We start from the raw sequence: 20793 nt of genomic DNA, 5'->3' as shown, positions 1-20793 counted from the left end.
TTGGAGAAGTCCCCGCTTTCGCGGGGCTGTCTCGCGCTGCTAGCAATTACTTAGTTACACTGCGTCTAAGGTAGATACTAACCAGTAATAACATAAACCAAACAATGCTTGTGGAACCACCGCCACTTTCACTGCCACCATTTCCACCCGAGGGCGGTGCTGGCGTCGGTGGCGCGGGTTGTTCAGACCTGTTGGGATCTAATGGATAGGCATCTTGAGCATCTGGCACACCGTCGTTGTCATCATCGGTGTCAGCATTGTTACCAATACCATCGCCGTCGGTATCAACTGATTCGGCAGGATCTAAAGGAAATGCGTCTTCAGAATCGCTAACACCGTCTCCATCATCATCTGTATCCCCATTGTTTCCAATACCATCACCATCCGTATCAATCCACTCATTTGGATCGTTAGGGAAGGCATCTTCTATGTCGGGCACGCCATCATTGTCACTATCGGTGTCATCGGTACTATCACAAAGATCACCAATGCCGTCGCCATCCATATCCGCTTGATCGGTATTCACAACACTTGGACAATTATCAAAGCCATCTGCGATATTATCGAAGTCAGAATCTAATTGCTGACCAGTGGCGCCGCCATAATAGATAAAGACATCACCCTGTCCGCCACCAAACAGATAAGGCGCACCAACACCAAAATCTGCCTGTTGGTCTGCATTTAAATCTCCAAGATAAGCAATAGCATAACCAAAATGCGACTGTTCTTCTCCTGTCCAACTGTGATAGGCGTTTGCTAAAAGCGCATCGGAATATAAGGTCACTTTGCCATGATTTTCAGTATCCGGTGCTTCATCTGTTGGCGCATTAAACTGGCTTGAACCCACCAATAACGAGGGCTGGTCTGTAAACGCCATATTTGGCATTAATTCAACCGCGAGACCAAACTGCTCAGCCTCCTGATCACCGTAGAGCACATAACTTGCTACTGGGTTTTGCGCCCCAGACCAAGGATTATCGCTACTTTGATATAAATAAACCGCGCCTTTGCCAAGATGACGATATGCGCCAATGACCAAATCTGCAATGCCATCTCCATCCACATCCTGTCCGCTGGATAGGCTATAGCCAAAGTAATCAGATTCAGCTTCACCATAGAGCGTAATGTCAGACAAAATAAAATCATCAGTGCCTTCAGTGCTTTGCGACCAGTCAATATTTCCACCTAAATAAATATCAACGCGGCCGCTATTCATATTGGGTGCACCAACGATGATATCTAAGATGTCATCGCCATCAATATCTGCGACTACCATGCTTGCGCCTGACTGATCCGAATCAGTTATGGATAGGGTTTCTGTTGGCACTGGATTCGCGTCTCGCCAGAAATCAGTGCGCCCTAGGTAAACATGCACAGCACCTGATGTATCAACACCATTGTTGCTGTAAAAAAGTGATCCAACCAACAAGTCATTCAGCTCGTCGCCATCTATATCAGCTATAGCTAATGAGGTTCCATAGGTAGCCACATTGCCTTGGCTTTCTATTTCAAAGGGAGATAAAAACCCGTTTTCAGTGCCTAAAAACACATTAACATGTAAATAGGATTGAGTGACAATATCATCAATGCCATCGTTATTAATGTCGCCTGCAGCAAGGTTTTCTCGAATAAAACCATACTCTATCATCAATACTTCGGTGGTGTTGGTTAATCCTGATTCGCTACCGTATTGCACTAGTACATATCCAAAACCGCCATCCAAATTGCTGGAATTAGGTGCCGAAGCCACTACGTCCATGTAGCCATCGCCATTAAAATCACCTGCCGCTATATTAGAGCCAAGATAACCTGAATATTCCCGATTAATATTTGCCGCAGCTGAGGTAATACGCGCAGCAGCATGAGCGGCATCGGCAATCAAAGGCGCGGTGCGGTTCTGAAACTCTGTTAGGTTAGTCGCTCCGTCTCCATCACTGTCGAGGTTGGCATCGCTGCCATCATTGGGGTTAAGTCCGTATTCGGTTTCCCATTCATCGGCTATACCATCTCCATCGGTATCATTGGCATAAACTGGATTATTGGGAAAGGCGTCTAGGTAGTTAATAGTGCCATCATCGTCGTCATCTGCCATGGATACTGTCATCTTAACTGTTCTAGACGATTCTAAACTTGGCCCAGCATCAGAATGTTGTACTTCAAAGGTGAAATGTTTTTCATCTTGGCCTACTTGAGGGTCGAAGCGAACTTTAAACTCTAATAATTTTTCTTCTTCAACCGCCAAATTACCTAGTACACAAGTCACTTGTTTGCCAGCACGAACACATCGGTTGTCTCTTTGCGTCATTTCAACGCCGTCAGGCAAATCAAAACTTACGAGATTATTTTCTGCCGTATATCCTGCCCAAGTTGAAGGTTTTTGGTTTACCACTAGCATATTCAAATCGAAATCTGCGGCTGGCTCTGCAATATCTTGCGATTCGTTGCTCAAAATGACTTGAGTAACTGAAATGGCTTTTATTGGTGGCGTTGTTTGACATAACAATTCTGTTGGATCAGGCATGTCATAGGCGGAAAAGTCAGTAATACACAAACTTATTCCCGCAGAGTCTTGATCAAAGGCTCTGGCCACTGAGACTATACCTTGACCGGGTAAGGTGTTGGTTTGCGGATCAACGGGTTCGTCATCATCGTCGTAAACACCAATATTCTGCCAACCTTCGGTTCTTTTTGAAGAGGTACCATCACCAAAAATGACTTCATCTGCCCGAGGTTGCGCTGATGATTCCCTATCAGGGTCGTTAAATTCAAACACATAAGCTTGAGAAAAACCCCGTGCAACACGAATTTCTTCATCATGTGGCAGAGTGAACTCTAATAGATCTGCTGTAGGTTCAACCTCATATTCTAAGATGAATACTTCTGAATATTTATCACCATCGGTTGCTCTAAAGCTAAAGGTATCAATTCCAAAGAAGTCTGTTGATGCATCGAGTCGATAATCAGCACGGTCAACTTGAGTATCAAGTAGCGTGAGAGTGGTATTTTCTGGTGCTTGAGTAATCTCGAACGTTAACTGATCTAAACCGCCGTAACCAATAAAGCCATCTTTATCATCTGCGAAAAAGCGTACCCAGATCGAACCTGCTTCACTTGTTTTGTCACAAGCTGTTGGTATTGTAAAATTACTATCATTGAAACATTCTACGCGCAGATTTTCAGGTGCTCGGTAAGCCCTTGACACATCGACACTAACGGTAGCTACATCGCTTAAATCAATGCCATCATCGACCAAATAAGTAAAAGTGTCTGTGCCTTGGAAATTGATATCAGAAACATAATCAACTTTTGCGCTATCAGTCGTAATATCGTAAAAGGGTAGCGTTTTAAAAATATGTAAGAAGTAGTCAGCATTTTGTGGATCTGCCTCTAACACATGAAACTCGGTACTGTTAACCGAGACATTTTCTGGACTGCCCATGTTACCTAATACAAAACTGCCGTCTTGAGTAACGCCCTCACCGGTTGATTTAGCTTCGCCAGCAAAAGTACCGTCTGCTGAAAATCGTTGTATACGTTGGTTGCCGCTGTCTACAATGTAGAGCACATCGTTAGGATCTATATCCAAATGACGAGCAAAACTAAATTGGCCAGGATTAGCGCCGTGTAAGTCTAAGTTGTCTGTTGGCCTTTCGCAGGTTTCATCTGTACATTGGAAGCCTTTTGAGACTTGATTATCAACATCACAGTAGTTATAAGGAACTCCGGTTTCTGGGTGTTGTTTGTTGCCCGTACACTTACCCATCCAGCCGATGTATTCGCCGATGTGTAGCTCGCCATCAATCATCTGAGGCGGTCCGATTTTATGGATTTCAGTAGAACAGATTTGATACAAGCTACCTTGGGTATCAGTTACCATCCAATAACCATCTCGCGAACCCGCGCCAGCTGACAAACAATTTTCTAAGAATCGCTCTTCATTTTTGGCTGCCCCTAAAAAGCGTTCAGGATCTTGCGCATCAAACATGTAAATACGGTGTTTGTCGTTGACATAAACAACACCTCTTTCGCTGTCTACATGGGTTCGGACCAAATTACCTGCATCAAATTCTAAACCGTCTTCGCTCATTTTTAACGTGGCGCGACTATATTTTGCACCTGCAGGACTAGTGGTAATGGGCTGAAGATTGGCGTTTAAGCCATTAATAAAGAGCTCTTTATCGCCACCACCGGTTAAATAGCGATACCAAATACGTTGCTCTTTATCCATTTGGAAAATATCCAAATTGCTTGGGATATTGGTATTTTCCGCCAGTAATTCGTCATCTTTGAATTTAGCAATTCGATTGCCTCGGCGGGCATCATGATTACCATCATAACAACCCCAACGCTGATCAGTGACATACAAGATGCCATCGTCGGTGATATGCATAAACTGAGGGTTGAAAATAAAGTCACCGGGAATTTGCTTGTCGCCACCTGTGCCGTCGCAATAGCACTTTTCCATGTACTCATCTTGATACTGGTAATGTAGCAGCGCTAAACTTGCCTCTAACGTTTTACCATCCATAGGGTCGCTTGGACATGCTAAGGTCTCATAGCTGATATCACCATTAATAGGGATTTCAGGTTGCAGTCGATAATCTTCGATAAAGTAAGGATATAGGGGCGCGACAAACTCACCATTAGCAGGTCTATCAACTATCCCAAAAGCCAATGGATCTGGTATGCCATCCAAAATATCGTTATCCATACCCGTTAAGGTTATCGCCACTGGCACAGAGGTGTTGGTTGAGGCTTGTTGGGCAGTCGCTGAAGGAGCCGTGTTAGTGCCAGGACTTTTAATCGTGATTATTTGTGAATATGCATCAGGATTGTTTTCGTCAGCGGCCGTGACATTACCTGTTGCATCAACGGCACTGTAATTCACCACATATCGTCGGTTTAACGCCAAGGTATCTGGTAAGTTACTACTTACTACCGGATTAGGGTTAGCTAAATCTGCCACCAGTGGAACACCAGCGTTAAAGTTCTGATCACTGGTATCCACAGGTGCTTCTGCATATTGGGAGAATCCCGCAGGCGGAACAAGTATAGGCCCTTGGGTATCCTCTACTCTGACTGTTTGAGTAATCGACATGGTCGGCGCAACATTAGGAGCATATATTCCACCGTCACTCACGGTCCAGGTAATTTCAATATTTTCGCCAATAGGCAAAAATTCTGGTGCGTTGTTGGTTAAGGTCACAGGGCGCTTACAAGGATCTGCATAAGTTAGGGTGTCGATTAAATCTGATTCAATACTTTCGAAATAGGAACCGCCAAAGTTACGCGCTTCTGCCACTACGCTTTGCTGTGAAGTAGATATTTGCGGCGTATGAATATCAAGAATCGTAATGGTTTGGGTAGCCGCATTCGAATGGGTTGGTATAGTGTCAGTCAGCATACCAATGATAAAGTTGTCATCGTAGACACCTAGTTCATTGTTCACTACATAGTCGGCGAATGAAATAGAAGCGGCTTCAGCAATGGACTTAGCTGATTTTTGCAAATAATAGCGAAATCCACGGGCCGCTTTTGAACTTTTCCCTGCCGCTTTCATTGTGACAGAAGCGCCATAACGGGTTTCGACCGATAGGTTTGGCCAAATTAGCGCAACGGGAAGAGCGATATCCCAAAAGGGTGATAAGTGACTGGTAGCTCGCCATTTAACGTCGTAGCGCCCTTCTCTTAAGGTAATTAGATCCGGTAAATCGTTGACATCACCGTACAATGTCATCGAAAGTTTTACACCTGTATTCGCGTGGCGAACCTCAGGGGTTCCAAAATCAAACCATTCGTTGTCGCCAGGTAGCGGAATAATGTCCCAAAAACCAAACCAGTTTTCGTAATCATAAGTGTAGGTATCACCTTCTTTTGTAAAATTCTGCGGAAGATGGAAATTTCGGTAGCAATCCTTGCCATAGGTGTCTAGATCGTCGGTAATACTTGCGTCTGGCAGTAAAGTTAAGTCATTGGGAATATAAAGTGCTGGCGCAACTGCTTTTAATGTTAAGTTAGTAGAGAGATCCAATAATTCCGCTGGTTTGCTTACTGGTTCAAAAGGCACGAAGCCAGCAACAATTGCTGTATCGAGCGCGCCGATTAAAAAAGATTGTTGATCGATTAAATCAGAGTTATCTGCTGGTGTTTTATCTTCCGCCAATACGCTAGGGGTAATGACTAGTAAGCCAGAAAGTACCGCCGCGCCTACTCGCGACAGGTGACTGGGAAATATCTGTTTCATTGTGTTCTCCAACTCCATGGAAAAAGTAGATATGCTTTTTTGGCTTGTTTACCAAATGCCATTGACTACCTCCAATGGGATAAAATTTTTGCCTTAATAAGGTAAAGCGCAAAGCGTAGGGAAAACCCGTCAAAAAAGTTTGAAGAGTTTACTTGGAGTCATTTAGTAGGGTGGCGAGCTTAAAAACAATGGAGCCGTAGTTCAAACAATGGAGCCGTAGTTCATTCTTTCTTAGCCGGGGATAGCAGAATCAAGATACATTTTAGAAAGAATGAACTACGGCTCCATTGTTTGAACTACGGCTCCATTATTTATGATTCTGAACTGTCTTGTTGTTTTCTGATGTGTTTCGAACCTAAATATCGTAGCTTTCGATATAGCGTGTAGATATCGCCACGAATTTTTTTCCATTGCACGATTATTTTGTACAGATAATAGAAAGTTAAAAATAGGTAGATCACCGAGACTAAAACATATTCAGCCTTTAATGCTTCTTCGCTTCCTGAGACTAGTTTCCAAGTTTCAGTAAAAAATGTGGATGCAAATTGCGTCGCTTGTTGAATATCGGAAAATGGAATGGCTAGCAATACGCCAAACCCTATGACTGAAAACCATCCTGCAAACGTCCATCGTGGAAGAAATATATTGTTTACGCTCGGTAATACAGTATCAAAAATACCGATTAAAATAGGAATTAAGGTGGCGAGCGTTAGCAGCATTACAAAAGAAATTTCTTCTTCGACTTCATCATTTAAAATTTCTAGTGCGAAGATAAACATCAAAGAAATACCAATGACTCTTAGATGTCGAATCAAATTGTTCTGTAGGGTCTTATTTACCTCACTTTGGTCTTGGAGCGGAGAACTTTCGCCTATGAGTCTGACTATACTGACGCAAAACGATATCAGCCAAAAAACCAATACTATTCCTATAAGCAGATACACCATTGGAATGATAAAGGTAAAAACAGTTTCGGAGTAGTTCCCCAGAAATCTCCACCGAGATTCGGTTAACATAACAAAGGTGAACAAATAGAGTATGAAAACTATAGAACCACTCACCAGCGCTAAAGTATTATTAAATTTCCCTGTTTTCATATCTCCTCCTACAAATGAAGTCGTAGTTTAAATAATGTAGTAGAAAAATGGAGCCGTAGTTCATTATTTCAGGAATTTTCCAGAGGTCTTATCAAATCGCGGAGAAATAATGAACTACGGCTCCTTTATTAGTCTACGGTTCCAACGTTGAAGTGGGGCACTATTTTTTAGTGTTTTCTCCGCGGCTTTGGAATTTGCGTTCTTCGATATTAATTTTTATCCATTCACCTGTGCTGATATATTCTGGTACTTGCACAACTAGCCCTGTTGATAAGGTGGCTGGCTTGGTGCGAGATGTTGCTGAAGCGCCTTTAATAGAGGGATCAGTTTCAACAACCTCAAGTTCTACACTTATTGGCAAGTCTAGCGCCACAGGAGAATCACTCACTATCAACACCTGAATACCGTCTGTCTCTTCATTAAAAAATAAAATTTCTTCCGCAATGCTGTCTTTGTTCAAGTGATAAGGCGTGTAGTCTTCTTTATCTAAAAACACATAATCATCGCCGTCAATATAGGAGAACATAGCTGGGCGTCTAACCAAATCAGCCATTTCTAGCATGTCAGAATCTTTAAAGGTTTCATCAAATTTTGCACCGCTAACTACGTCATACATACGCATGCGATATATACTGCCTCCTGCTCGTCCTTGGGGAACTGAGCGTTCGATATCTCTAACAATGCAGGTTTTACCGTTAAATACGATAGTGTTGTTCTTTTTAATTTCACTTGCCTTAGGCATAAGTCTTTCCATTTGTAAGCATGCGGGGCTGGTCAATAACACCCCAATAATTGAAGATGGTTATTCTCCGCGATTTTGACTTTATGGGGAAGTCTGAATAACATGTATTTTATCTATTGTTCTCTACAAACTAGGTAGAATAGTCGCTAACTCCCTAAACTTTTTATTCATTTACTGTCCATCAAACAAGATGTTATGATGAATTTTTAGGCAGTCTAATGAGTTCAATGCTTCTTGCTTAAGCGGTGCAAAAAATGAATCAAGCGGTAAACTTTACCCAACTGTTGCTGTCTCACAGTGGTGGTAAGAAAAATCTGGAAAAAGAACTGACCCCCATGATTTGGCAAGAGTTACATTCTCTTGCCAGCCGCTATATGAAAGGTGAAGTTGACAGCCATACTCTTCAACCAACCGCTTTGATAAATGAAGCTTACATTAAGTTAGTTGTCGGCGATGTTAGCTATCAAGATAGACGCCATTTTTTTGCGCTTGCTGCTCGCCAAATGCGACACATTTTAGTTGATCATGCTAGAGCAAAAAACGCTTCCAAACGTGGGGTAGAATTCGACCAAGTGGAATTCGAAGAAAATATCATTGGACAAGATAATCATGCAACAAGCACAGATATTCTGACGTTGGATAAATTACTCAATGCTTTCAAAACCATAGATGAGCGAGGAGCTCGCTTGCTCGAATTACGCTTATTTTGCGGTTTAACCAACGAAGAAATTGCGGAATATGAGGCTATTTCAACCTCAACGGTTGAAAGGGAATTTAGAGCAGCAAAAGCTTGGTTGCAACTGCAAATACAACAAGACGCTAGCCCGCATTAATTAAATCTGACGACAAGGTGTTAAATGGATAAGGCGCAATGGCAACTAAGTAAGGATATTTTTTATAAAATTGCTGACTTACCGCAACAAGAACAAGAAAAACTCCTACTCTCGCAAACCCAAGATCAAGAAATTATTAGCATGGTCAAGCAAATGCTTGAGCAAGACCAATATGGCATGACGCAAGTAAACAATGCTGTTGTTTCAAGCGTTGAAAATGTGATTAATAGCAATTTTGATTTACCAGCAGGGAGCCGCGTTGGGGCCTTTAAAATTACCAAACTTTTAGGTAAAGGCGGCATGGGAGCCGTTTATTTAGGCGAGCGAGATGACGCAGAGTTTCGTCAACTTGTGGCGATTAAAATAATCCACAAACATCTTTTAACTGAACAATTACTGGAACAATTTAAACAAGAGCGCCAAATTCTCGCGGATTTGAACCATCCCAATATCGCGAATTTACTAGATGGCGGCACTGTAAATGATCAAAGTGAGCACCCCATTCCATATCTAGTAATGGAATATATCGAAGGCCAACCTTTAATTGAGTATTGTCGTTCTCATAATCTCCCATTGGAACCAAGGCTTACACTGTTTTTGAACGTTTGTGATGCAATTGAATATGCGCATCAACATCTTATTATTCATCGTGATATCAAGCCTAGCAATGTAATTGTCGACAGCCAAGGAAGAGCGAAAATTTTGGATTTTGGTATTGCCAGAATCCTTAATAATTCTACTACCGAAGTAAGTTCACCTGATCACAAGGTACTGTCTTTAGAATGCGCCGCACCTGAACAGATAAAAGGAAACACTGTTACCACCGCAACTGATGTTTATGGCCTAGGGACATTGTTATACCAACTATTAACTGAATGTCCTCCTTTTATCGATAGCAAATCAAGCAGAGACAAAACCCTCGAGCGCATTTGCCATTCACCGTTAACGCCGCCTAGCAAAATTGAAAATGACAATCTCAGCTCAGCAGCTTTTAAATTTGTTTCCAAACTTAAAGGGGATTTGGACGCTATCGTAATTAAGGCAATGAACAAAGAGCCTAATCAACGCTATACAACCGTGACCGAATTACGCCAAGACGTGAAAAATTTCCTCTTGAGATATCCAGTTGCCGCAAAGAAACCGACCATAGGGTATCGCCTCACACGCTATTTACAGCGCAACGCAATTGTTTCGGCTTTAACCATTTTAATCGTTATCTCTTTAGGCGTATTTTCAGCCACTTTATATAAGCAATCAATTGCTTTAGAAAAGCAGCGTGTAGCCGCAGTGGAAGAAGCGCAAATATCAGGTTCAATGAATGATTTCTTATTATCAATTTTTGACAGTGCCGATCCCATGGAGAACTCAGGTGAGAAACTATCAGCGTTAGATTTACTAGAGAAAGCTGGCACTGATATTAAAAATATGGAAAGTACCAATACTGTAAAAATGCGGCTTTTAAACGCAATTGCGTCTGCAAATGTTAACCTCAACCAAACTGAACAAGCACGAGGTTTGCTACGTGAAGCCCAAGCGCTAGTAGACAAAAGTGAAAGCCCTCAAGTCATTATGCAAGCCAATTTATGGATAAATTGGGCCAATATTTTCCTGCAACAGGGTGAATATGAAAGCGCGATAGAAAAAGCCCAACAGACCATAGAACTGCTAGAGCATGAGTTTTCGCAAAAAGATACCAGTATTCGAAATGAAGACATGTTAGAGCTACTACGCTCAGCGCTAGCTAGCAAAGCCACCACTCACAGTGAACTTAGGCAAAATCAAATTGCTCTAGAGGATGGTCGAAAACACATGCAAGTTACCAAGCAATTATACTCGAATGACTCCAAAGAAATTGCAGACGCTCATGCTTTATTGGCTCACCTTGAAAGAAGAGTAGATAATCTTCAAGCCGCCACTGAACATATGAAAATAGCGCTTCCGATATTTAAACGAGTAAAAGGCGCTAACGATTTAGAGTATGGTTTAGCCCTTAATCAGCAAGCTCGGAATCTTTTCAAATTAGAGCGATATGAAGAGGCTTTACCACTCACCCAAGAAAGCATTGAAGTCATACGGCATAATTTTGAAGAACCCACGCCTGAGGAAGCCGCAAGCTTGGGTAATCAAAGTTCTATATTGGCTGCTTTGGGAAGATTTGAAGAAGCCATTGAAGCACGTCAAAAAGTATTCGATATTTTGGTCGCCACTGTCGGCGCAAATCACCCTTACGTGGGTATTACGCTTTCTTCTCAAGCAAAAATATATGAACAAGCTGGTGATTCAGACATTGCCGTTGAATACTTCAATAAATCAATCAAAGTATTCGATGACATTGGTGAAAATGCGGATTACTACAAAGCTGATGCTTATCTAAATTTAGGTGAGGTATATGTTGCTCAAGAACAATACGAACGGGCTCTGGAAACTTTTTTGAAGAGCTATGAAATAGCAAATTCACATTTTTCTGGCCCGGACAGACGAATTGCATTAAGCGCAAGCCATATTGGCGATACATATTGGACACTAGAGCAACCAGAACTAGCAAAACAATACTGGCAACGGGCCTTAGAAGTTTATAAAGAAAGCTCTCCATCAGATGAACAGACAATTCTAGAGTTACAATCCAAACTCTCACAAATCGCCCCCTAATACCCCCTGAAATAACTCACAAAACAATCTAGCTTGCTTGGCATAATGTCAAGCTTTAGCGATTTTATGTAAAGTATGCTTGACTTTTTAAATGATGCGCGTATAGTTTACAAAAAGTAAAGTACACTATACATTTTAAGTGAGGTTAATAATGCAACATGAAAATGCGAATCTGACACAACGATTGAATAAATCCTCTCATACTATTTTTATTTGGACAGCATCTTGGGTATTAAGCTTAGCGTTACTTGCCTTTGGTCCTAAGTTTCTCTGGGATTATTCAGTGGTCATTTCCTTAATTGTCATTCTTGTAAACTTGAGCTGTGGATACAAAATGATCATGGCAAATAAAGCACACCTTATGGCAATGGACGAGTTACAGCGAAGAGTGCACATGAATGCAATGGCCATATCCTTGGGAATCAGTATGATTTTTGGTGCGGTTTACGGATTACTTGAAGGTATTCGTTTAATCGAATCGACACCTAATCCTGCCAATATTTTGTTCGTAATGGGCATTAGCTACTTAGTCAGTGTTTTTGTTGGCTTTAGGAAGTACGAATGAAAAATAGACTTAAAGTACTCCGAGCTGAACGGGATTGGACTCAAGCGGATTTAGCAGAAGCCTTAGATGTCACTCGCCAGACCGTTAATGCCATAGAAAAGGGTAAATTTGATCCCAGTTTACCCTTAGCGTTTAAAGCAGCCAGGGTGTTCAACATGAAAATTGAAGAAATTTTCGATGATGAACACCAAAGTTAATCAGTAAATCTGTTACCTCAGAGCGACTTCCACAGGTTCCCTGACCTGGGAGGTCGCCTTTTTATAGTAAGTAAAGTCGCTTATTTTTTGGGTCAATAAGCACTTTATATTGAGCAAGAAAATCTCCACCGACAATACCTACTACTCCCAAATCTGCAAGTACTGATAAGTCTTGTTCATATTTAGCTACCTTAACAACTTGGTTATTGACGGTAAATTGCACATCATCTACAGCTGATATATCTGCTTTGCTTGGATCAAAAACCGATACTGGAGAACCAGTATCCAACATAAGGTTCACTTCTTTATTATTTAACGTAGCGCTGAAAATTAGCGGTCCAGCATCTGTGTTAAATCGAACCCCGCTTAATGTTTCTGTACTCTCTGGACTTGTTTTGTATAAATTGAAGACGCCATTTTGATAGTCAATTTCTGTAAAGTAATGACTAAAGTATCCCCACCCTACGACAGCATTAAATTCGGTGCCTATTTGCTCGGAAACAGATTCCATCTCACCTTATTTGAGTCATGGCCTTTGTCGCGATACTCTTACTTAGTTAATTATCTTCTTTGTGGAACACATGTAAGGTTTTTAACGCCAAAGCAAAAACATCTGCAGAATCATCACCATTGACATTTTTAACAACAGTCACAGCCCGCTTGTGGTCAGTGCACATGATCAACATAGTAATACCGCCCATACTGCCACCTGAATGCATCACCGCATTTGGCATTGATTCCATCATCGCGAGAACTTCTTCATTGTCCTTGTAGCTGTCGCGGTTTTTATAGCTGTTAAAGCCGACCATCCAGCCAATACCAAAATTAACCCCGTCGCCATTATTAAGCTTGGCGGGGGTGAACATGAGATTGACCGTTTCCGGTTTTAAATAGTCATTTTGCAGATGTGCTACTGCAAACCTTACCACATCAGATGGCGTTGAGATAAACCCGCCACCGGCCCATTTATAACTGTGATCCGTTTGCGGAGAATTAAACAATTTGTCTTGATAGACACTGTAAGGTTGCGCTCGATGACTGATAATTTCGTATTGGTCGTCAAAGCTAGTGTCCTTTAAACCTAGAGGTTCAAACACTTCTTGTTGAATGATCTGAGTAAAATTGCGCTTGTTATCCGCCCCTTCCATAGCCGCGCTTACTAAAGTCCATGCAAATGTAGAATAGGTAAATTTTTCGCCTGGAGTGAATAGCAGGGGATCATCTTTAAAAAGAGTTAGGGATTCATTAATGCTAGTAAAGTTTTTATTCAGTAAAAACTCATCTGCCCCAGCTTTATAATGACGAATGCCCGCAGTGTGTGATGTAAGTTGTCGTAGAGATAACGCTGGTTTATCTTGTGACCAGGCTGGCGCATATTCAATAACAGGTTTATCCAAATCTACCTTGCCTTGGTCATACAGTCGCATCAGACCGGCAGTCGCTATCAATTTGGATACACTTCCAATGCGAACCTTGTGTTCAGTGGTCATGGGTAATGAATTTTCTAAATCAGCAAATCCAAAGCCTTTAGCATAGACAACACCTTCAGGGCCACCAACAGCGACCGTAATACCAGGCACATGCTCATGCGTTACAGCAGTTTCAAACCACTTATCAATTTCTTGGTCGGGTAAACCTTTGGCCAAAGTTCCGCTTGAATACAGTGTTGCAAATAATAAAACGATTAAATAATTTCGCATTGATAACTCTTTTTTCGATAAGGTTATTTGTATAATTCCCATATACACTAACCTAAAAAACTATCTTCGACTAATTCTATTCCCAAGTCTCTTGGTAAACATAAAGCTCGTTAAATTTATCCATTTTATTGACCAAGATCCAACTTATAGCAGGTTCTGCATTTCAGTTCCTTCAACCAATGTAAACTAAAGACAATTCAATTAGTTACTTTCCATATTTTGGAATAAATAAACAGACAGGAATTTCAATGACTCAACGTAATGCCCTTGTGACAGGTGGCGCTCGTGGTTGAGCTATTTAGCAAGTGAAGCAAGTTCACATATTACGGGCACTTACAATCCTGTTTGTGGCGGAGCCTACATGGCGTAGATAACATTTTCTTAGTAGCCGAGTATACTGAAATCTTATTTTGCTCATTCAGTAAACTTGGCTCTATTTTTATGCTCATTACGGATAATTTAGCTCTTTGCCGCCCCTATGCTCGAACTCTTTGTAATGCCTATACTCATCGCTTTTATTGAGGTCTGCTGCACATCACCTTTCTCTAGTTCTATACCTCCAACTTTTAGTTTAAGCACATTGGGTAGGTAGATACCTGCAGTCAAAAAGATTAATGAGGAAAATGTCAGCACTACATAGACTTCTTGGGAAAGCCTAGATTGATATAGTATGCTCCCCTGTTCAGCCCCGATGCTTCCTGCAACAAAAAAATCGACTTGAGCAAGTATAAATACAATTACAGATAGCAGACTTATAAGTAGAGGACCGAGAGTATCAACAAGCTTGGATTTAATTTGTTGATTAAGTGTTTTGTTCAATTTGTAGATCGCAGCATCAGCTTTGAAATTTTTATCGTCGTGCTTTTTACACTGTTTAAAATCTTTTACTGCTGTTGCTAAAGAAACATTATTGCCACTAAATGAGTCTGTTTCACAAATTCTAACCCGTGCATAACCGCGCAAATAGTATACTTCTGAAAGCTCTCTATCTTTCAATAATTTAGATCCGCGTTCAGTACTGTAGCCAACATTGATAGCTTTGGTTAAATTCTCTTCTGCTACGCAGTAGCGATCTACCTCGCCATTATCGGCTAACTCAATACACAATGAGGCGTACCCTGTTAACGCATCAATATTATTAGGCGCTAGTTGAAGCAATTTTAAATATTCGGATTCGGCAGCTTCAAAACGTTCCATTTTGAAAAGTGCATCAGATAAGTGAGTTTTAGCTTCAATGTTTGAAGGTTCATATCTCAATGCTTCAGAAAAACTATTTTTAGCCCTTTTATAGCGCTCTAAATTTAAGTGTATTAAGCCTTCAATGATTTTAAAAACGACCTTTTTTTCAGGAGAATCATATATATAGGATCTGCATTTTTCTAACACTTTTTCACTGTCTATAAATGCACCCGTTTTCAGATAGAAATCAGCTAATTCAATCTGATCCTTCCAATTGTCGTCTTTGGTAATTCTTGCGTTATATATAGCGATAGTTTTCTTTACATAACAATCTAAACCAATTCCAGCGGCTGGTACAGGTGCATTTGAATTTAAGGATTCGTAATATAGTTGCGCCAAACCAGACAATGCATTTAGATTAGTATTATCATGTTCTAAAACGTCTAAATATAAAGCTTCAGCGCCAGCATAATCAGCGTCTAGCATGGTAATCAGTTGTGCTAGGGTATTTTGGTCAGATAAGCTGTAATAATCTATTTTGTCAGACTTAGCTTCATTGTATCTGGCAATTGCTGCACGCCAATTCTTCCATCCCTCTTCATATTTTCCAATTTTAAATTGGTAATGGGCAAGATTATGATAAGGAAAAGGCGAACTATTGTTCACTTTTACTGCTTTTTCGAAATAGTCAAACGCGCTTGTATACTCACCTTTTTTTGCATGTAAAACTCCCAGATTACCATAAGGAAAAAATGCTTGGTCTGGAAGGGTTTTTATGTACCAGTGTATAGACTTTTCGTAGTATTCTTGCGCTTCCTCAAAACGCTCAATGCCTTGTTCTTCTAAGCATAGTCCCAAATCATTATAGGCTTGAGCATAGGTCTCATCTACATTAATCGCTTCGAGTAGAGCTTCTTCTGCTTCCTTTAAATCTCCTTGAACTCGAAGTAAATTGCCTAAATTGCGTAAGGGGTACCGCTTATCGCCATTGTGCCCGTTGATATCATATTGGAGACAAGACTTTCTATATTCTTCTATCGCATCATCGAAATGCTCTTCTCCTTGGACTTCAAAACAAATGCCTATGTCGTTATAAACGTCTGCATAAGTAGAATCTTCAGATAATGCTTCCCGGAACTTCTCTTCTGCAGCTTGATAATCTCCTAAGTAACTTAATACGAGCCCCCAATTCCTTAGAGAATATTTCTTATCTTTTAAACCTTGCTCAGTATAAAGCTCAGTGGATTTTTTGTAATATTCTAATGCTTCTTTGATCCGAGACTCATCTTGCCTTTCTATACATATACCTAATGTATTAAATGCATCAGCATAGGTATCATCTATAGTAACAACTTCACGTAACTTTTCTTCAGCTGCTTTATAATCACCTTTTAACCTCAAAGTATTTCCCCAATTCCTCAGAGGATATATTCTGTCGCTTGAAGCTAATGAATCGTAAAGTTCACTTGATATTTTATAATTTTCAATTGCCTCATCAAACTTACTATCTCCTTGGTTTTGGAGACAAATACCTAAACCATTATACAAATAAGCCTGCATAGATTTATCGCCGAATTTAAGTCCTTCTCGATACAGACTTTCTGCTTCTCGATATTCCCCAATTTTACGAAGCAACTCTGCACAATTTTTTAAAGGATAGACTCTGTCGGGTGAAGCTAATGAATCATATAGCTGACTTGATATTCGATATTCTTCAATTGCTTCATCAAATCCCTGTTCACCTTGGTTTTCGAGACATAAACCCAGACCATTGTGCAAAAAAGCTTGCATAGGTATATCGCCAAATTTAAGTCCTTGTCGATACAGACTTTCCGCTTCTTGGAATTCCCCAATATTACGAAGCAACTCTGCACAATTCTTTAAAGGATACTGTCTGTCATTTGAATCCACTAATTCATATAATTCTATAGATCTTTTATAATCGTATTTGGCTTCGGTGTATCGATTTTCGCCTTGCTGCGTTCGGCAAAATCCTAGTTGATTGTAAACCTCAGCGCTGTCGGGGGAAGCTTCCAAATACGCTATGAATTTGGTTTCAGCCTCTTGGTATTTTCGTTGTTCGACTAATAGCTTTCCATGTTCGAGCAGTGGTATAAGGAAATCATTTGAGTTGGCTTTTTTATACAGAGCTTGGGCGTCTTCAAAATATTCAATGGCTCGCATTTGGTCATCGTCAGATCCAAACATAAGCTCATAGCCCTTGATGTATTTTGAGTAGGCTTTTTGAATTAAATCTTCATTTGGAGAGGTTGGCTGTTCTTCCATGGTGCCTCGCAAGTTGTTTTTTAGTTATTTAACCTTAAACAAACTTCGTTCATTGTTAGAATAGTGTGAATCTCTACACAATTCAATATGACCTACTGTTGGCATGATCAGAGTTTTATATGCAAAAAAATGCCGCTCTTATTTGAACGGCATTAATGATTTTGACTTTTTTCAGATTTCTAATCTGAAAATAATGATTACTTTGCCACTTCCGTACCATTCAGCCAGATAGTGTCGAGCTCAAGTTTGTCATTGACTAATAACAGATTTGCTTTCTGACCCACAGCAATACTACCAAGACTATTTTCAAGTGACATGAATTTAGCCGGCGTTTGACTCGCCATACGGCTACAATCAATAAGGGAAAAACCTAAGTCTTTGTGAGTGTTTACCACCGCTAGGTGCATATCTAAGCAGGAGCCAGCTAGGGTTCCATCTGGAGTAGTTAGTTTTCCGTCCGCACGTTTAATTACGGTATCGAAAAATTCCAGTTCGGTAAGTTCGCAACCTACGTGGGCCATTGCATCTGTAACCAACATTATATGTTCTGCACCTTTAGCTTTAATGGCTAAGGCGGCACTGCTTGGATGCACATGATGATGATCAACGATTAAACCACAGTAGGCAGAAGTGTTGTTTAGTGCCGCTCCAACCATACCCGGCGCTCGTGATTGCAATGCAGACATGGCATTGTATAGATGGGTAAAACCTGTGGCGCCAGCATCAAGCGCGGCTTGGGTTTGTTCATAGGTAGCATTACTGTGTCCAAGGGCAACCACTACGCCTTCGGCAACCAATTCTTGAATAAAACTTAAGGGCACATTGTCCGGCGCAACAGTGACCAAGACTTTACCTAAGTCTTTACGACTTAATATTGCCAATTCAGAATCTTTAGGCGTACGTATAAACTGTTTATCGTGTACACCACGTTTTAGTTCATTTATAAAAGGACCTTCATAATGCACACCAACAATTGTAGGGTGATTGGCGTCAATGGCTTCAGCGATTGCATCTGCTGCTTTCGCCATTACCTGCTCACAATCAGTGATTAACGTCGGAAGCATCGATGTGGTACCGTATTGCAAATGCGCTTTAGCAAGAACATCTAGACTTTTATAATCGAGGTGTTGATTAAACAAAACACCTCCACCACCGTTGACTTGCGTATCTACATAGCCAGGAAGTAAAGTGCCTGAAAGCACGGGTAGATCTACCGATGCTTCAATCTGAGTTATTACTCCATTTTCGATTGAAATTGCCGCGTTGTTTACAATTCCTGCTGGCGTGATTGCGCGCTCAACACAAAGCTTCATTTACACCGTCTCCGTGACTTTGTTTAATCCAGGAGGTGCATCTGGATTTAATCCCATATCTGCCGCAACCTGTTCTATATCTAAATAAAACCTTTGCATTAAAAGCAAAGGCAAGACTCTAGGGTGAAAATCGTTTGACACATTAGCAAGTTTTACCAGCTTTGCACGACGTCGACCAATATCTTCAATCATAGCACGATGATAGCTATGGGATTCATCTTGAATTTCTAAATCGATAATAGATAAAGGTTTTTCAGCCAATGTCACTGGACCATGGATAAACTCTGCGCTGCTAAAAGCCTCGGCATGAATGCCTAACACTTCTTTTAATTTCAAGGCGACCTCTCGAGCTATGGCGTAACCAAAAGCTCGGCCTAATACGATACAGTTGTGCATGGCGGTTAAATGCTCTAAGCGTAACTGCTGAGTTTGCTCGCAAACCGTATTCAAAGCGGCTGGTAATTTATCCAAAGAAGCAAGCAAATCGTCATTTTCAGACCAAACGGCGCAAAGCTGTAAAAGAGCAGATAAACTGGCGAGATAGCTTTTTGTTGCCGCAACCGCTTTTTCTTCTCCTGCTCGAATAGGCAGAACTTCATCACATAATTGAGCCAATGGCGAAGATTCGTCATTCACTAAAGCCACAGTGTAAGCTCCACCGGCTTTGGCGTCTTTGGCTTGTCTTAAAATATCCGGGCTTCGGCCTGATTGAGAAATCACAATCACCAATGCATTGGAAAGTTTTAATTGTTTATTGAACACCCCGGAAACTGAAGGCGCAGCTGCACACACTGGAATACCCAGTTCAACTTCAAAAAGGTACTTGGCAAATACGCCAGCATGATCTGAAGAACCTCGCGCTATCATCATTATCATATTGATGGGACGGTTTTTTATATTGGCTACTATTTTCTCGCACACTGATTTGTTGTGCGTTAGTTGCCCTGCTATAGCGCTGCCAGCTTGTCTAGCTTCTTTGGCCATAATGCTATTGGTCATGAAAAATCTCCTGTCTGTTTGGCCAATAAAATAGCGCCTTGTTCTGGGCTTAGCTGACAGTCTTTTATTCGTTTCTGCACAGCGTTACTTAACATTGGACGATAAATTTGAGTTAAACCACCGATTAAACAAAGACGCATATCTTCAGTAATTAATACTTCGTCAGCTAGACGTTGAATATATCCAAGCCCTTCATTTATAAATCCTGTCACCACTGCGTTTTTTTCCTCAAATAGAGGCAATAGTGGCAAAACGATCTCGGCATAATTATTGGAATTAAAATCTGCACATTTACGTACAATATCTTCTGCAGATGTTGCATTAAGATGACGACAGACTGCATGAAAAGTTGCCTCTTTCGGCCTTAAATTATCGAAAGCCTGTAGGCAAAATTGAATTGCTTGTAAACCTAACCAAGCACCGCTGGCTTTATCTCCAATAGGAAATCCATAGCCACCATAATCGGTAAACTGTCCATCAAGGTAACGGGTTGCTGATGAGCCTGTACCGCAAACGATAACAGCACCATTTTCTCCAGCATGAGCGCCTGCACAAGCTGCATGAAGATCACTGATTAACTGCACTTTTTGAAAAGGTAAATGCTGATCTAAAAACGCTTTTTTAGCAGACGAAATATTGGCACCTGCTAATCCAGCACAAAGTACAATTTGTTCGCTAGACATTTTCTGTCCAGAAAGCTTAATGGCTTGTTCAGTCGCATCCATTATAGATTTACATGCCGTTTCCAGGCTTCGCATTATATTGGCTGGGCCGCTTTCCGCGCTTGCCAGTAATTTACCGTCGTCAGACTCTAAGCGAACTCGACAGCGACTACCACCACCATCAACGCCTATGAAAAAATGTTTGCTACTCATTGTATTATTTCTCAATAATTAGTCTGAATTTAGGATTACTATTGTTGCCAAGATTGAAACCTTACTTGTCTTTTCTAAAGGCTTGATACGAAAACTACACTACAGATGTTTAAA

13 protein-coding genes are annotated in these 20793 nt (G+C 41.0%); 4 read left to right on the top strand and 9 right to left on the bottom strand.

All coding sequences use genetic code 11. The features are described from left to right. Positions 1-46 precede the first annotated feature (46 nt). The 3 genes from ACNKW3_RS03510 to efpL all read right to left on the bottom strand — a co-directional run bounded on the left by ACNKW3_RS03510 (position 47) and on the right by efpL (position 8083). Positions 47-6244, bottom strand: a complete 6198-nt coding sequence (locus tag ACNKW3_RS03510; RefSeq protein WP_427397882.1) for an FG-GAP-like repeat-containing protein — start codon at positions 6242-6244, stop codon at positions 47-49. Between the two features lie 311 nt (positions 6245-6555). Continuing rightward, entirely contained in the window at positions 6556-7341 is a 786-nt protein-coding gene (locus ACNKW3_RS03505) for a hypothetical protein (RefSeq protein WP_427397881.1), read from the bottom strand. A 160-nt stretch (positions 7342-7501) separates the two neighbouring features. After that, positions 7502-8083 (bottom strand): elongation factor P-like protein EfpL, encoded by a 582-nt coding sequence (gene efpL, locus ACNKW3_RS03500; protein WP_427397880.1) that lies wholly within the window; start codon positions 8081-8083, stop codon positions 7502-7504. Positions 8084-8337: 254 nt separating this feature from the next. On the opposite strand from efpL, the gene ACNKW3_RS03495 reads away from it, so the two are divergent. The 4 genes from ACNKW3_RS03495 (at position 8338) to ACNKW3_RS03480 (ending at position 12327) form a co-directional block, all read left to right on the top strand. Beyond that, positions 8338-8916: an ECF-type sigma factor gene (locus ACNKW3_RS03495; protein ID WP_427397879.1), complete on the top strand. Its 579-nt coding sequence runs from the start codon at positions 8338-8340 to the stop codon at positions 8914-8916. Between the two features lie 24 nt (positions 8917-8940). After that, positions 8941-11565 carry a protein kinase domain-containing protein gene (locus ACNKW3_RS03490; protein WP_427397878.1) on the top strand — a complete coding sequence of 875 codons (2625 nt, stop codon included), beginning with the start codon at positions 8941-8943 and terminating at the stop codon, positions 11563-11565. A 151-nt stretch (positions 11566-11716) separates the two neighbouring features. Beyond that, positions 11717-12130 carry a hypothetical protein gene (locus ACNKW3_RS03485; RefSeq protein WP_427397877.1) on the top strand — a complete coding sequence of 138 codons (414 nt, stop codon included), beginning with the start codon at positions 11717-11719 and terminating at the stop codon, positions 12128-12130. After that, a complete protein-coding gene (locus ACNKW3_RS03480; RefSeq protein WP_427397876.1) occupies positions 12127-12327 on the top strand; it encodes a helix-turn-helix transcriptional regulator in 201 nt (66 codons plus the stop codon). The genes ACNKW3_RS03485 and ACNKW3_RS03480 overlap by 4 nt, the downstream gene beginning before the upstream one ends. 61 nt (positions 12328-12388) lie before the next feature. On the opposite strand, the gene ACNKW3_RS03475 is transcribed toward ACNKW3_RS03480, so the two are convergent. From ACNKW3_RS03475 to ACNKW3_RS03450, 6 genes are all read right to left on the bottom strand, one after another. Further along, the gene (locus ACNKW3_RS03475) at positions 12389-12838 is read right to left on the bottom strand and encodes a hypothetical protein (protein ID WP_427397875.1); all 450 of its coding nucleotides are present in this window, start codon (positions 12836-12838) and stop codon (positions 12389-12391) included. Positions 12839-12884: 46 nt separating this feature from the next. Continuing rightward, positions 12885-14069 (bottom strand): serine hydrolase domain-containing protein, encoded by a 1185-nt coding sequence (locus ACNKW3_RS03470; RefSeq protein WP_427397874.1) that lies wholly within the window; start codon positions 14067-14069, stop codon positions 12885-12887. Positions 14070-14486: 417 nt separating this feature from the next. Further along, positions 14487-17492: a tetratricopeptide repeat protein gene (locus ACNKW3_RS03465; RefSeq protein ID WP_427397873.1), complete on the bottom strand. Its 3006-nt coding sequence runs from the start codon at positions 17490-17492 to the stop codon at positions 14487-14489. 197 nt (positions 17493-17689) lie between these two features. Next, on the bottom strand, positions 17690-18805 hold the full coding sequence (nagA, locus tag ACNKW3_RS03460; protein WP_427397872.1) for an N-acetylglucosamine-6-phosphate deacetylase: 1116 nt from the start codon (positions 18803-18805) through the stop codon (positions 17690-17692). Further along, positions 18806-19804, bottom strand: coding sequence for a glucosamine-6-phosphate deaminase NagB-II (gene nagB-II / locus ACNKW3_RS03455; protein ID WP_427397871.1), 999 nt, complete (start codon positions 19802-19804; stop codon positions 18806-18808). Beyond that, positions 19801-20679: a BadF/BadG/BcrA/BcrD ATPase family protein gene (locus tag ACNKW3_RS03450; protein ID WP_427397870.1), complete on the bottom strand. Its 879-nt coding sequence runs from the start codon at positions 20677-20679 to the stop codon at positions 19801-19803. The genes nagB-II and ACNKW3_RS03450 overlap by 4 nt, the downstream gene beginning before the upstream one ends. Between the last annotated feature and the right edge of the window lie 114 nt (positions 20680-20793).

It is taken from the genome of Glaciecola sp. 1036, from assembly GCF_050306235.1.
Lineage (GTDB): Bacteria > Pseudomonadota > Gammaproteobacteria > Enterobacterales > Alteromonadaceae > Glaciecola.
Note: the sequence above shows the minus strand (reverse complement) of the source record. Positions and strands in the feature narration are given on the sequence as shown.